Source organism: Chromatiales bacterium, assembly GCA_014762505.1.
In the GTDB taxonomy this organism is placed as follows: domain Bacteria; phylum Pseudomonadota; class Gammaproteobacteria; order SpSt-1174; family SpSt-1174; genus SpSt-1174.
On record JABURS010000033.1, the window covers coordinates 42,746 to 57,378 of the forward strand.

At 66.9% G+C, this 14,633-nt stretch carries 13 protein-coding genes; 11 read left to right on the forward strand and 2 right to left on the reverse strand.

What is annotated here, in order from left to right; genetic code table 11:
- The first annotated feature begins 418 nt into the window (after positions 1–418).
- Positions 419–4,132, forward strand: coding sequence for a methionine synthase (gene metH, locus HUJ28_06160; GenBank protein MBD3619036.1), 3,714 nt, complete (start codon positions 419–421; stop codon positions 4,130–4,132).
- 61 nt (positions 4,133–4,193) lie between these two features.
- Here the strand turns inward: metH and mltF are convergent, their stop codons facing one another.
- Complete coding sequence (gene mltF, locus HUJ28_06165) at positions 4,194–5,609, reverse strand: membrane-bound lytic murein transglycosylase MltF (protein ID MBD3619037.1); 1,416 nt, start codon at positions 5,607–5,609, stop codon at positions 4,194–4,196.
- Between the two features lie 139 nt (positions 5,610–5,748).
- Here mltF and HUJ28_06170 point away from each other — a divergent pair, with 139 nt between their 5' ends.
- From HUJ28_06170 to HUJ28_06215, 10 genes are all read left to right on the forward strand, one after another.
- Positions 5,749–6,657 (forward strand): hypothetical protein, encoded by a 909-nt coding sequence (locus HUJ28_06170; GenBank protein MBD3619038.1) that lies wholly within the window; start codon positions 5,749–5,751, stop codon positions 6,655–6,657.
- 94 nt (positions 6,658–6,751) lie between these two features.
- Positions 6,752–7,969: an argininosuccinate synthase gene (locus HUJ28_06175; protein MBD3619039.1), complete on the forward strand. Its 1,218-nt coding sequence runs from the start codon at positions 6,752–6,754 to the stop codon at positions 7,967–7,969.
- A 14-nt stretch (positions 7,970–7,983) separates the two neighbouring features.
- On the forward strand, positions 7,984–8,736 hold the full coding sequence (locus HUJ28_06180) for a VacJ family lipoprotein (GenBank protein ID MBD3619040.1): 753 nt from the start codon (positions 7,984–7,986) through the stop codon (positions 8,734–8,736).
- 85 nt (positions 8,737–8,821) lie between these two features.
- A complete protein-coding gene (locus tag HUJ28_06185; protein ID MBD3619041.1) occupies positions 8,822–9,358 on the forward strand; it encodes a hypothetical protein in 537 nt (178 codons plus the stop codon).
- Between the two features lie 3 nt (positions 9,359–9,361).
- Positions 9,362–10,735: a UDP-N-acetylmuramate:L-alanyl-gamma-D-glutamyl-meso-diaminopimelate ligase gene (mpl, locus tag HUJ28_06190; GenBank protein MBD3619042.1), complete on the forward strand. Its 1,374-nt coding sequence runs from the start codon at positions 9,362–9,364 to the stop codon at positions 10,733–10,735.
- 52 nt (positions 10,736–10,787) lie between these two features.
- Positions 10,788–12,092, forward strand: a complete 1,305-nt coding sequence (locus HUJ28_06195; GenBank protein MBD3619043.1) for a protein kinase — start codon at positions 10,788–10,790, stop codon at positions 12,090–12,092.
- Complete coding sequence (locus HUJ28_06200) at positions 12,089–12,721, forward strand: UbiX family flavin prenyltransferase (GenBank protein ID MBD3619044.1); 633 nt, start codon at positions 12,089–12,091, stop codon at positions 12,719–12,721. Before HUJ28_06195 ends, HUJ28_06200 begins: the two co-directional genes overlap by 4 nt.
- Positions 12,714–13,307, forward strand: a complete 594-nt coding sequence (locus tag HUJ28_06205) for an LON peptidase substrate-binding domain-containing protein (protein ID MBD3619045.1) — start codon at positions 12,714–12,716, stop codon at positions 13,305–13,307. The genes HUJ28_06200 and HUJ28_06205 overlap by 8 nt, the downstream gene beginning before the upstream one ends.
- A 65-nt stretch (positions 13,308–13,372) precedes the next feature.
- On the forward strand, positions 13,373–13,759 hold the full coding sequence (gene trxA / locus HUJ28_06210) for a thioredoxin (protein MBD3619046.1): 387 nt from the start codon (positions 13,373–13,375) through the stop codon (positions 13,757–13,759).
- A gap of 133 nt (positions 13,760–13,892) precedes the next feature.
- Positions 13,893–14,099 (forward strand): cold-shock protein, encoded by a 207-nt coding sequence (locus HUJ28_06215; GenBank protein MBD3619047.1) that lies wholly within the window; start codon positions 13,893–13,895, stop codon positions 14,097–14,099.
- A gap of 135 nt (positions 14,100–14,234) precedes the next feature.
- Here HUJ28_06215 and HUJ28_06220 read toward each other — a convergent pair whose 3' ends face one another.
- Complete coding sequence (locus HUJ28_06220) at positions 14,235–14,618, reverse strand: hypothetical protein (GenBank protein ID MBD3619048.1); 384 nt, start codon at positions 14,616–14,618, stop codon at positions 14,235–14,237.
- Between the last annotated feature and the right edge of the window lie 15 nt (positions 14,619–14,633).

Consider the following 14,633-nt stretch of genomic DNA (forward strand, 5'->3'; position numbering starts at 1 on the left):
ACCCACAGACTGCCAATCACGGAGGTGGTGGCATTCCCGGACTGGAGGGGCCCGGGACATGGAAGGAATCTTGCCTAGCGGTGGCCGCTCTTCAGGAAACGCACGATGTAGTAGCTGCCGATGCCGAAGAGCAGTACCAGGGCGACGATGCTGCCCCAGGCGGCCGGGTCGTTCAGGATGAGTTGCATGGTCGTTGTCCTCTGATGTTCTCGGGATGTCGAAACCGTGGATGCAGGTTAACGCGGCTTCGGACGGCGGGTTTTGATCCAGATCAATAACCCTGTCACAAATAGGTTTTAGCCGCGGGTGCCGCCGGCGACGCGCAATCCCTTGTGGCAGAAGGGTTTCCCCGGTCCGACGGTGGTGGCTGTGGTAGAATCGCCGCTTTTTACGACAACCGTTATCGAGCGACCCCGTCATGCAGCTGGAACAAGACCGCGAATCCCGTATCAGTGCCCTCCATCAGGCCCTCGCCGAGCGCATCCTGATCCTGGACGGGGCCATGGGCACGATGATCCAGCGGCACAAGCTGACCGAGGAACAGTATCGCGGCGAGCGTTTTGCCGACTGGCCCTCGGACCTCAAGGGCAACAACGACCTGCTGGTGCTCACCCAGCCCGAGATCATCCGCGGCATCCACCAGGCCTATCTCGACGTCGGCGCCGACATCATCGAGGCCAACACCTTCAACGCGACCTCCATCTCCATGGCCGATTACGGCATGCAGGATCTGGTGCACGAGATCAACGTGACGGCTGCGCGCCTCGCGCGTGAGGCGGCCGATGCGGCCACCGCGCAGAATCCGGACAAGCCGCGCTTCGTCGCCGGCATCCTCGGTCCGACCAGCCGCACGGCCTCGATCTCGCCCGACGTGAACGACCCGGGCAAGCGCAACATCACCTTCGATGCCCTGGTCGAGGCCTATCTCGAGGCCATCCACGGCCTGGTCGAGGGCGGGGTGGACATCCTGCTCATCGAGACCATCTTCGACACGCTCAATGCCAAGGCGGCCGTGTTCGCGTTGGAGGAATACTTCGACCGTCACGGCCTGCGCCTGCCGGTGATGATCTCCGGTACCATCACCGACGCCTCCGGCCGCACCCTCTCGGGCCAGACCACCGAGGCCTTCTACAACTCGCTGCGCCACGCCAAGCCGCTGTCCATCGGGCTCAACTGCGCGCTGGGGCCGAAGGAGCTGCGTCAGTACGTCGAGGAGATGTCGCGCATCGCCGAGTGCCCGGTGAGTGCCCATCCCAACGCCGGTCTGCCCAACGAGTTCGGCGGCTACGACCTCTCTGCCGAGGATATGGCGAAGGAAGTGGGCGAGTGGGCGCAGAGCGGCTTTCTCAACATCGTCGGCGGCTGCTGCGGCACCACGCCCGAACACATCCGTGCGATTCGCGAGCAGGTGGAGAAGCACCCGCCGCGCCGGATCCCGCAGCCGGCGCCGGCCTGCCGCCTGTCCGGTCTCGAGCCCTGCAACATCGAGGCGGACTCGCTGTTCGTCAACGTGGGTGAGCGCACCAACGTCACCGGCTCGGCCGCCTTCAAGCGTCTGATCCTGGAAGACCGCTACGATCAGGCCCTGGAGGTCGCGCGCCAGCAGGTGGAGAACGGCGCGCAGATCATCGACATCAACATGGACGAGGGCATGCTCGACGGCGAGCAGGCGATGATCACCTTCCTCAACCTGCTCGCCTCCGAGCCCGACATCTCGCGCGTGCCGATCATGATCGACTCCTCCAAGTGGGAGATCATCGAGGCGGGCCTGAAGCGCATCCAGGGCAAGGGCATCGTCAATTCCATCTCCCTGAAGGAAGGCGAGGCGAAATTCATCGAGCAGGCGCGGCTGGTGCGCAAGTACGGCGCCGCTGTCGTCGTCATGGCCTTCGACGAGCAGGGCCAGGCGGACACGAAGCAGCGCAAGGTCGAGATCTGCCGGCGCTCCTACGAGATCCTCACGCAGCAGGTGGGGCTCGCGGCCGAGGACATCATCTTCGACCCGAATATCTTCGCCATCGCCACCGGCATCGAGGAACACAACAACTACGGCGTGGACTTCATCGAGGCCACGCGCGAGATCAAGCAGAGCCTTCCGCACGCGCTGGTCTCCGGCGGCGTGTCCAACGTGTCGTTCTCCTTCCGCGGCAACAACGCCGTTCGCGAGGCCATCCACGCCGTGTTCCTGTACCACGCCATCAAGGCGGGCATGGACATGGGTATCGTCAATGCCGGCCAGCTCGCCGTCTATGACGACCTGCCCGAGGAACTGCGCGAGGCGGTGGAGGACGTGGTGCTCAACCGCCGCGACGATGCCACCGAGCGTCTGCTGGACCTGGCCGAGAAGTACAAGGGGCAGGGTGGCGCCGCGGCGCGCGAAGAGGACCTGTCCTGGCGCGAATGGCCGGTGGCACGGCGTCTCGAACATGCGCTGGTAAAGGGCATCGACAGCTATGTCATCGAGGATACCGAGGAGGCGCGGCTGGCCTTCGCCCGGCCGATCGAGGTGATCGAGGGGCCGCTGATGGACGGCATGAACGTGGTGGGCGACCTGTTCGGCGAGGGCAAGATGTTCCTGCCGCAGGTGGTGAAGTCCGCGCGCGTGATGAAGAAGGCCGTCGCGCACCTCATCCCCTATATCGAGGCCGAAAAGGAAGAGGGCGCCCGTGCCGTGGGAAAGGTGCTCATGGCCACGGTGAAGGGTGATGTGCACGACATCGGCAAGAACATCGTCGGCGTGGTGCTGCAGTGCAACAACTTCGAGGTCATCGACCTCGGCGTCATGGTGCCGGCGCAGAAGATCCTCGATGCGGCGAAGGAGCACGATGTCGACCTCATTGGGCTGTCCGGTCTCATCACGCCGTCGCTCGACGAGATGGTGCATCTTGCGAAAGAGATGGAGCGCCAGGAATTCAGCCTGCCGCTGATGATCGGTGGGGCCACCACCTCGCGTGCGCACACCGCGGTGAAGATCGAGCCGAGCTATACGCGCGGCCCCACCGTGTGGGTGAAGGATGCCTCCCGCGCGGTGGGCGTGGCGCAAAGCCTCACCAGCGAGGGCCTGAAGGAAAAGTACACCGCCCAGCTGCGAGAGGAATACCAGCAGGTGCGCGAGAACCACGCCAAGCGCCGCCGCAGCGAGAAGTGGCTGACGCTCGAAGAGGCGCGCGCCAACAAGGTGAAGATAGACTGGGAAGGTTATGCGCCGCCCAAGCCCGCCTTCACCGGCATCCGGGTGTTCGACGACTTCCCGCTGGCCGAACTGGTCGACTACATCGACTGGACGCCCTTCTTCCATGCCTGGGAGCTGCGCGGTTCCTACCCGAAGATCTTCGACGATGCCGAGCGCGGCGTGGAGGCGAAGAAGCTCTTCGACGATGCACAGAACATGCTGCAGCGCATCATCGACGAGCGCTGGCTCAGGGCCCGCGCCGTGATCGGCTTCTTCCCGGCCAACAGCATCGGCGACGACGACATCGAACTCTATGCCGACGACACGCGCGAGGAGGTGCAGATGGTGCTGCACCACCTGCGCCAGCAGACCGAGAAGCCGGCCGGCAAGCCGAACCGTTGCCTGGCCGACTTCGTCGCGCCGAAGGCGACGGGCCTGGCCGATTACATCGGCGCCTTCGCCGTCACCGCCGGGATCGGCATCGACGAGCACGTGCAGCGTTTCGAGGCCGCGCATGACGACTACCATGCGATACTCCTCAAGGCCCTGGCCGACCGCCTGGCGGAGGCCTTCGCCGAGGTGTTGCACCTGCGCGTGCGCCGAGAGTACTGGGGCTATGCCAAGGACGAGACGCTGGACAACGAGGCCCTGATCCGCGAGGAGTACAAGGGCATCCGGCCGGCGCCGGGTTACCCCGCCTGTCCGGACCATACCGAGAAGGCCCTGATGTGGGAGCTGATCGACCCGGTGGAGAACGCCGGCATCTCGATCACCGAGAGCTTCGCCATGGTGCCCACGGCCGCCGTGTCCGGCTGGTATTTCTCGCACCCGCAGTCGAGCTACTTCGCCGTCGGCCGCATCAACCGCGACCAGGTCGAGGACTACGCGAGGCGCAAGGGCATGAGCCTCGCCGAGGCCGAGCGCTGGCTGGCGCCGAACCTGGGCTACGATCCGGACTGACCACCGGGGCGCGACGGGGCCGGTTGCGGCCCTGCCGCCGTCTGCCTTACCTGCCCCTCACTCAGGCCTGCCGCTCGCTGGCCAGGTGACGTTCGAGGATGTCGACGAAGTCGCGGATGCGGTCGATGTAGCGCACGGGCTCGGTACCCCGGGCGTAGCCGTAGCGCAGTGTCGTGTAGTACTCCTTGCGTGAAAGCAGCGGCAGCACCTCTTTCATCTCCACCAGGCTGTTCGGATCCTTGCCCAGGCGTCGCGCCAGTGAGCGGGCATCGTACAGATGCCCCATGCCGATGTTGTAGGCCATGAGTGCGAACCAGATGCGGTCCCGTTCCGGGATCTCCTCGGGCAGGCGCTGCATCAGGTTGGCGAGATAGCGTGCGCCGCCCTCGATGCTCTGTGCCGGATCGAGCCGGTTGTCCACGCCCACCTCTTCGGCGGTGATGAGGGTGAGCATCATGATGCCGCGTACCCCGGTGGGGCTGCGTGCCGCCGGCTCCCAGTGGGATTCCTGGTAGGCCTGGGCGGCGAGTATGGTCCAGGGGATGTCCTGCGCCGCGGCGGCCTTTTCGAACAGGCGGCGGTACTGCGGCAGGCGGTCTTCCAGCCGGCGCTGGAAGGCGCGCAGGTCGACGTAGTCGAAGGTGTCGATGTGGCCGTAGCTGCGGTGGTAGGCGCGCGCCAGGGTGCCGTCGGCCTCGATCCTGCCAAACCATTCCTCCAGGTAGGCGCCCAGTGCCTCGGCACCTTCCGGCAGTACCCAGGCCAGCGGCTGTTCCTCGGAGATGGCAAAGGGCACGATCAGCTCGGGCAGGTAGCGCCGGTTGATCATCACGATGTTCGAGTCCGCCACCGTGCAGTCCAGCTTGCCGTCCGCCACGCGCTGGAAGATTTCCTCGGTGGAGTAGCGGTTGGTCACCTTCCAGGTCAGCTCGGGGTGGTCCTGTTTCAGTTCCTCCAGCCGCTCCACGTAACTGCTCTCGCCGATCACCATCAGCGAGGCCTGCGGCAGTTCCGCGATGCTGTCCGGCACGAAGCCCTGGCGGTGGCAGACCACCTGCTGCTGGATCTGCTGGTAGCTGGGGCCGAAGCGGTAGCGCGCCGCGCGCTGCGCGGTGCGGGTGAGCCCGGCGGCGGCAAGGTGGCCCTCGCCGCGTTCCACCGCGGCCAGCACCGCCTCCACGCTGTCGACGTAACGGTAGCGTACCGGCACCCCCAGCGACTCGGCGAGTGCCGCCGTGAGCCGGTACTCGAAGCCGTTCAGGCCGTCACGATCCTCGTATACGGTGGTCGGCGCGTTGCGCGTGATCACCACCAGCTCGCCTTCCTCGCGAATGCTCTGCGGGCTGATGGCCACGGGTGCCACCTTGTCCACGCGCGCCTCGCCGTCCTCCGGCGTCTCCGCCGAGCAGGCAAAGAGCAGGGGCAGGGCCAGCAGGCTGGCCAGGCGTTTCAGGGTCTGTCCGGGCGGCAGGGGCATGGAGGCTCCTTGTGATTCTTGTTTAAGAACAGCACCCTAGCATATGTTGCCGGGGGGCTTGTACGCCGGCAGGCGGGATGATCGTGCCGGGCTAAAGCCTGGGTCGCCGGGGCCGCTAACCTGCCAGAGGTATTGACCCATGCGCACCCTGTTTCTCCTGATCATGTTATTGCCGCTCTGCGCCCAGGCCGCGGCGCAGCGCTACGAGGCCCGCTTCGACAAGGCGGACTGGACGGTCGAGCGTGGCGGGGCGCGCTGCGTGGTGCGACAGGTGATCCCGCGCTACGGCGAGGTGCGCTTCCTGCAGGAAGCGGGCGGGGCGCTGGAATTCCGGCTCACGGCGCACCATGGCCCGTCGCGGGAGATACCGGTGTCGGTGCGTACGGAGGCGCCATCCTGGCGCGCAGGGGCACAGGCCGAGCTGCTGGGCGAGCTGCCGCTGGTGAGCGGGCGGCCCTCCATGCTGGTGGCGCAGGATGCGGCCCTGCGCCTGCTGCTGGAGCTGGAGGCCGGGCGCGTCCCGGTGCTGAGCTATGACGACTGGACGCAGCCGTCACGCCGTATCGAGGTGGCGATCTCACCGATCCGGTTCCTGGCGGCGCTGACCACCTTCCGTGACTGTCTCGACGACTTGCCGCCGCCGGCCACCGTGGCCTTCGTCATGCCCGAGGCGGAGTCACCTCCCGAGGTGGAGGCCGCGGCACCGCCCCCCGACAGCGCGGAACGCGAGGCGCGCCGGCGCGAACTCAGGTACCGCATCCTCAGCGGCGGGCGCAACGAGACGGTGCGCATCCGTCTGCCCGGAGAGGCCGGCGGCAGTGCCGAGATCACCGCGATTGCCGAACCCGAGCCCGCACCACTGCAAGACTCCGTGGGCGATGACGGCAAGGCGGACGATGGCGATCCTGTCGCCACACCCGAGCCGCTGGCCGTCTCGCCGCCGGTCCCGCAGAACGATGGTGAGGCCATGGACGGCGAGGCGAAGGCCGACGTCGGCGTGGTCTTCCCGGGTGGTCTGCGCACCGAACCGCCGCCTGCGGCAGAGTAGGCGCAAGCGCGACGCTTTTCCCGTATAATCCCGGGCTTTCATGTCCGCCGTTCGGCGGGCCGAACAACACACGCGATTACCCGGGGAACACTCCATGGCGCAGTCTTCGATCAACAAGGTGGTGCTCGCCTATTCTGGCGGGCTGGATACGTCGGTCATCCTCAAGTGGCTGCAGGAGACCTATGACTGCGAGGTCGTCACCTTTACCGCCGACATCGGTCAGGGCGAGGAGGTCGAGCCGGCCCGCGCCAAGGCCGAGGCCATGGGCGTGAAGGAGATCTACATCGAGGACCTGCGCGAGGAGTTCGTGCGCGACTACGTGTTCCCGATGTTCCGTGCCAACACCATCTATGAAGGCGAGTACCTGCTCGGCACCTCGATCGCGCGCCCGCTGATCGCCAAGCGCCTGGTGGAGATCGCCAACGAGACCGGCGGCGACGCCATCTCCCACGGCGCCACCGGCAAGGGCAACGACCAGGTGCGCTTCGAGCTGGGCGCCTATGCCCTCAAGCCCGGCATCCAGGTGATCGCCCCCTGGCGCGAGTGGGACCTCACCTCCCGCGAGAAGCTGCTGGCCTACGCCGAGCAGCACCAGATCCCGATCGAGCAGAAGCGCGGCAAGAAGTCGCCGTACTCCATGGACGCCAACCTGCTGCACATCTCCTACGAGGGCGGCATCCTGGAAGATCCCTGGGCCGAGCCGGAAGAGGACATGTGGCGCTGGAGCGTCTCGCCGGAGAATGCCCCCAACGAGCCGACCTACCTGGAGCTCAGCTTCGAAAAGGGCGACGTGGTGGCGATCAACGGCGAGCGCATGAGCCCGGCCACCGTGCTCGAGACCCTGAACAGGATCGGCGGTGCCAACGGCATCGGTCGCCTGGACATCGTCGAGAACCGCTACGTGGGCATGAAGTCGCGTGGCTGCTACGAGACCCCCGGCGGTACCATCCTGCTGCCGGCCCACCGCGCCATCGAGTCCATCACGCTGGACCGCGAGGTCGCGCATCTCAAGGATGAGCTCATGCCGCGCTACGCCAGCCTCATCTACAACGGCTACTGGTGGAGCCCGGAGCGGGAGATGATGCAGGCCATGATCGACGCCTCGCAGGCACATGTGAACGGCGTGGTGCGCGTGAAGCTCTACAAGGGCAACGTCACCGTGGTCGGTCGCAAGTCCGAGCGCGACAGCCTGTTCGACGAGAGCATCGCCACCTTCGAGGACGACGCCGGCGCGTACAACCAGAAGGACGCGGAGGGCTTCATCAAGCTCAACGCCCTGCGCATGCGCATCGCGGCCAACCGTCGCGGCTGAGCGGGGATCGGCGGGTGAGGCAGTGGCGAGTCTGGCGCCGCCTGGCAATCGGCCTGCTGGCGCTCGGCCTGTCGGGCTGTGCCACCGTTCGGGGCACGCCCGACCCGCGCGACCCCTGGGAGGGCTACAACCGCGCGATGTTCGAGTTCAACGACGCGGTGGACCGCGCCGTGCTCAAGCCGGCTGCAAAGGGCTATCGCGCCATCACGCCCAAGGCGGTGGATGACAGCGTCTCCAATTTCTTTTCCAACCTCGGTGACATCCCCAACGCACTGAACAATGCCCTGCAGGGCAAGTTCCTGCGCTCCCTGCAGGACATCAACCGCGTGGTCTACAACACCACCTTCGGCATCGGCGGGCTGTTCGACGTGGCCTCGCACATGGGGCTGCCCAAGAGCAACGAGGACTTCGGCCAGACCCTCGGGGTCTGGGGCGTGGATACCGGCCCCTACCTGGTGCTGCCCATCCTCGGTCCGAGCACCCTGCGCGATACCGGCGGGCGCCTGGTGGACGGCTATACGCATCCGCTGCGCGCGGTGGACGACGAGACGCTGGTGTGGTCGCTCGCGGTGCTGCGGGCCATCGACATCCGTGCCGACCTGCTCGATGTCGAGAAGCGGGTGGACGAGGTGGCCTTCGACCGTTACATCACCATCCGCAACGGCTATCTCGATCGCCGCGAATACCTGATTTATGACGGCAATCCGCCGCGGTCGGAGGAAGACGACCTGCTACGCGAGCTGGAGCGCATCGAGTCGGGCGGCTGACGCCGGGGCGGCGGGCCGGCATGCTATGCTTGAGGCCTGTTGCCATCACCCCCAGCGACCGTCATCCGCAAGCGCCAACCCAGTCATGTACGCCACCATCCGCCCCTTTCTCGAACTCTGCGTGATGAGCCGCGGTCCGCAGGACCTGCCGGCCTCGCCGGCCTGGCTCGTCATCGCCACCCTGGGCTATTTCGCCGTCGGCGCCGCCATGGCCTGGCCGCTGTACCCGCCCGGCCTGGCACTGCTGTCGGCAATGCTGGACGTGGCCCTGCTGTTCGGCCTCACCGCCGCCCTGCTGGCCTGGCGCGGCCTGCTCGCCCGCTGGTTGCAGACCGTCCTGGCCCTGGCCGCCAGCGGCCTGGTCATGGGGCTGGTGGCCCTGCCCATCGTCTTCCACCTCTACCGTGCCGTCATCTCCGGTGAGGAGGCCGCCTTCGCGGCCCTGGTCTACTGGGTGCTGGTGGGCTGGATTGTGGCCGTCTACGGCTTCGTCTTCACCCACGCCCTGTCGCTGCGGTCGCGCTGGACGGGCCTGGGGGTGGCGCTGGGCTATTTCGTGGTGAGCTGGGTCGTCATGCAGGCGGCCTTTCCCTCGGGTCAGCTCGGCGGGACGGAGGGCTAGGACATGCACATCCACATCCTCGGCATCTGCGGCACCTTCATGGGCGGCATCGCGGCCCTGGCCAGGGCAGCCGGTCACGAGGTGACGGGCTCGGACGCCAATGTCTACCCGCCCATGTCCACCCAGCTCGAGGCCCTGGGCATCGAGATCTTCCAGGGCTATGAGCCCGCCCATCTCGACCCGGTGCCGGACTGCGTGGTGATCGGCAACGTGATGTCGCGCGGCAACCCGGCCGTGGAGCATGTGCTCAATCGCCGCATCCCCTATACCTCGGGCCCCCAGTGGCTGGCCGAACACGTCCTGAGGGACCGCTGGGTGCTGGGCGTGGCCGGCACCCACGGCAAGACCACCACCGCCAGCCTGCTGGCCTGGATCCTCGAGGCCACCGGGCTGGCCCCCGGGTTTCTCATCGGCGGGGTGCCGGAGAACTTCGGCGTCTCCGCGCGCCTGGGCGAGGGGCCGTTCTTCGTGGTCGAGGCCGACGAGTACGACACGGCCTTCTTCGACAAGCGCTCCAAGTTCGTGCACTACCGCCCGCGCACCCTGGTGCTGAACAACCTCGAGTTCGATCATGCCGACATCTTCGACGATCTCGAGGCCATCCAGCGCCAGTTCCATCACCTGGTGCGCACCGTGCCCGGCGAGGGGCTGATCGTGGCCAACGCCATGGATGACAACCTCGAGCATACCCTGGCGCGCGGCTGCTGGACCCCGGTGGAGGGCTTTGCCATCGACCGCGGCGAGTGGCAGGCCGAACCGCTGGCGGCCGACGGTTCGCGCTTCCGGGTGCTGCAGCATGGCAAGGACGTGGGGACGGTGGACTGGGCGCTGATCGGCGAGCACAACATGATGAACGCCCTGGCGGCGATCGCCGCCGCCCGCCATGCCGGGGTGCCGGCCCAGCATGCCGTCGATGCCCTGGGCGACTTCGCCGGCATCAAGCGACGCATGCAGCTGCGCGCCGAGGTCGGCGGGGTACGCGTGTACGACGACTTCGCCCACCACCCCACGGCGATCCGCACCACCCTGGCCGGGCTGCGGGCACGGGTGGGCGGGGAGCGCATCGTCGCCGTGCTGGAGCCGCGTTCCAACACCATGCGCATGGGCGTGCACCGGGACAGCCTTGCCCCGGCCCTGGCCGGGGCCGACGAGGTGCTGCTCTACGCCCCGCCGGGACTCGGCTGGTCGCTGGACGCCGTGGCCGAGGGGCTGGGCGGGCACGGCAGGGTCTGCGCGAGTGTCGAGGCGATCGTCGAGCACCTGGTCGCCCATGCCGCCCCGGGCGATCACCTGCTGATCCTCAGCAACGGCAGTTTCGACGGGCTGCACGAGACCCTCATCCGCCGCCTCGGCGAGACCACGGAGGGGCAGGGATGACGTGGCCGGACTCCTTGGGTATGCTGGTCCGATTCAACCTTGAAGTGCCCTCATGCTAGAACTGCAGCCCCGCACCGAGCCGGACCAGATCGGCAAGTACATCATCAAGCGTCGCATCGGGCGTGGCAGCATGGGCGTGGTCTACGAGGGCTATGACCCCTTCGTGCAGCGCCCCGTGGCGATCAAGGTCGCGAGCCCCGAGGCCAGCGATCCGGCCACCAAGCGCCGCTTCCAGCGCTCCTTCTTCATCGAGGCACATGCGGCCGGCAATCTGCATCATCCCAACATCGTCTCGGTGTACGACGCCGGTATCGATGGCGTGCAGAACTACATCGTCATGGAGCTGGTGCAGGGCAAGACCCTGCAGGTCTTCACCCGCGGCGACGAGCTGCTGGACGTGGACAAGGCCGTGGACGTCGTCTTCAAGTGCTGCAAGGCGCTGGACTACGCGCACCGCGAGGGCGTGGTGCACCGCGACATCAAGCCCAGCAACATCATGCTCACCGACGACGGCACGGTGAAGATCATGGACTTCGGCATCGCCCAGCTCGAACAGCTGGACGAGACCCAGCCGGTGGGGTTGATCGGCTCGCCCAACTACATGTCGCCCGAGCAGGTGAAGGACGAGCCCGTCGGGCCGCAGAGCGACATCTACTCGCTGGGCGTGGTGATGTTCGGCCTGCTCACGCGTCGCCTGCCCTTCGAAGCCGACACCTACCACTCGCTGGTCTACCAGATCGTGCACAACGCACCGCCCTCGATCCGCGACTTCCGGCCCGACCTGCCCGAGGCGCTGGACCAGGTGGTGCAGAAGGCCCTGGCCAAGCGCCTGGAAGACCGTTACCAGAACGGCGTGGAGTTCGCCGCCGACCTCAGCCGCCTGTTCGACCAGCTGCGCCTGGCCGGTCGCCAGATCGAGAACCTCGAGCGGCGCGACATGCTCACCCAGCTCGATTTCTTCCGCGACTTCACCATGGAGGAGATCCAGGAGGTGATGTACGCCGCCACCTGGGTGAACTTCGAGGCCGGCGATACCGTCATCAACGAGGGCGACATCGACGACACCTTCTACATCATCGTCAACGGCTCGGCGGTGGTGGAGAAGGGTGGCCGGCCCATCGGCTGGCTCAACTCCGGCGACTGCTTCGGCGAGATCGGCTTCATCACCCACCAGCGGCGCACGGCCACCATCATCGCCGAGAGCCCGCTCACGCTGATGAAGATCAACGCCACCCTCATCGGCCAGGCCTCCGATCACTGCCAGCTGCGCTACTACAAGGCCTTCACCGAGACGCTCATCCGCCGTCTCTCCGAGACCAACAAGCTGCTGGCCAAGGAACAGGAGCGCGAGGGGTGACCCGCCCCCGCGTCGGCTCCGTCGCGCTGGCCATCACCGGGGCCTCCGGTGCGCCCTATGGCCTGCGCCTGCTCGAATGCCTGCTCGGCCAGGGTGTGGAGGTGCATCTCATGCTCTCCAGGCCCGGCCAGCTCGTCATCGGCATGGAGACCGAGGTGAAGCTGCCGGCGCGCCCGGCGGCGATGCGCCGCTTCCTCGCCGAACGCTATGGTGCGGCCGAGGGCCAGCTGCACGTCTACGACCGCGAGCAGTGGACGGCCCCCGTGGCCAGCGGCTCGGCCGTTCCGGATGCCATGGTCGTCTGTCCCTGCACCACGGCCACGCTCTCGGCCGTGGCCACCGGTGCCAGCCGCTCGCTCATCGAGCGGGCCGCTGACGTGGTGCTCAAGGAACGCCGCCAGCTCATCCTGGTGGTGCGCGAGACGCCGTTCTCCGAGATCCACCTCGAGAACATGCTGCGCCTCGCGCGCATGGGCGCGGTGATCATGCCCGCCAACCCCGGTTTCTATCATCGCCCCACGCGCATCGAGGAGCTGGTGGATTTCATGGTCGCGCGCGTGCTCGACCACCTGGGGCTGGAACAGGACCTCGTCGCCCGCTGGGGCGAGGACGTGCCGGACGATGACTGAATTCGGTACCGAACGCATCCCGCTCTTCCCCCTGCATACCGTGCTGTTCCCAGAGGGGCTGCTGCCCCTGCGCATCTTCGAGGCCCGCTACATCGACATGGTGCGCGAGCGCCTGCGCAGCGACGGTGTCTTCGGCATCTGCCAGATCCGCGAGGGCGTGGAGGCCGGCGGGCCGGCCGAGATCCACACCGTCGGAACCAGCGCGCGCATCGTCGACTGGACGCAGACCCCGGACGGCCTGCTCGGCATCACCGCCTGCGGCGAGCGCCGCTTTCGCGTTATCGAGAGCCAGGAGGAGGACAACGGCCTGCGCATGGGCGTCATCCAGTGGCTGCCCGGGGAAAATGACACACCGCTGCCACCGGAATTTGAATCCCTGGGACAGCTGTGCGAGCGTATCCTGCATGAAATCGGCGGCCCGCTGGCCGAGCACCCGCACTGCGACCGTGCCGGCTGGGTCGGCGCCCGTCTGACCGAGCTGCTGCCGCTGGCGCCCGAGGTCAAGCAGGCCCTGCTCGAACAGGCCGATCCCCTGGCCCGGCTGTTCCAGCTGCGCGACGCCATGCTCGAGGCGCAGACGCGCTGAGCGCGCCATTCACCGTTTTCGTCTACGCTCAATCCATTCCTTTACGCACTCTCCGGGAGACTGTCTTGGCTACTCTGGAACTCACCGCTGAAAATTTCGAATCCACCGTCACCGGCAACGACATCGTGATCGTCGATTTCTGGGCCCCCTGGTGCGGCCCCTGCCGCGCCTTTGCGCCCATCTACGAGTCCATGTCCGAAAAGCACGACGACATCGTCTTCGCCAAGGTCAACACCGAGGAAGAACAGGGCTTGGCCGCCCACTTCCAGATCCGCTCCATCCCCACGCTCATGATCTTCCGCGAGCAGGTCATCCTCTTCGCCCAGCCCGGCATGCTGTCCGAGGGCCAGTTCGAGGAAGTCATCGGCAAGGTCCGCGAGGTCGACATGGCGCAGGTGCACGCCGAGGTCAAGCGTCAGCAGGCCGAGATGGAGCAGGGTGGCCAGGCCTGATACCAGGGCTGATAAAGAGCCGAAAACTGCGACGCGGTTCATTTGTGCATACGGGAATCCCTGCCTATGCTCCCTGTGATGCCCACTGCCGGGCATCGGTACCACCAAAGGGAACAGCAAGGAGAAACAGGCAATGCGCAATGGAACGGTCAAGTGGTTCGACAACAAGAAGGGTTACGGCTTCATCTCCCCGGAGGACGGCACGCAGGACGTGTTCGTCCACTTTTCCACCATCCAGATGGATGGCTATCGCACCCTCAATGAAGGCCAGCTCGTCGCCTTCGAGTCGGAGGCGGGAAAGAAGGGCCCCCAGGCCACCCTGGTGACGGCCAGCGCCTGACCCGTCGAGCCACAGGCCCTGCGCCACGGGTGCAGCGGCCGAAACAGAAACGCCACGCATCTGCGTGGCGTTTTTCATGGTGGGCCGGACAGGTCGGGATGTGGCCTGTGCCGCCCTCTGCCGGTGTTCTTCTGCTCAGGGTACCGGCACGCGTACCTTGGGCTGCAGGGCCCGGCCCTCGGCGTCGTAGTAGTCGGGTCCGATCAGGGCCAGACTGCCGCAGGTCTCGCGCAGTTTCAGGACCTGGGCGGCGGGCAGGGCATTGAGGGCCAGATGCACGATCTCGTCCAGGGTGAGCGCGCACTCGACGCCCTCGATGCGCAGCGTCCAGCCGGGCTCGCCCGAGAGCAGGCTGACGGCCCCCGGATCGCCCACGGCCAGCGGCTTCATGCCGCTGTAGTGCCCCGCGCAGGCCACCAGCAGGGCCTCGCCCTCGAGCCGGCGGCACGCGCCCCCGGCATCCTCGATCTCGATCGCGCCGTCGGGCAGCGGCGTGTCCAGTGTCCTGCAGTCGGTCATGGCGTCATGGCTGGG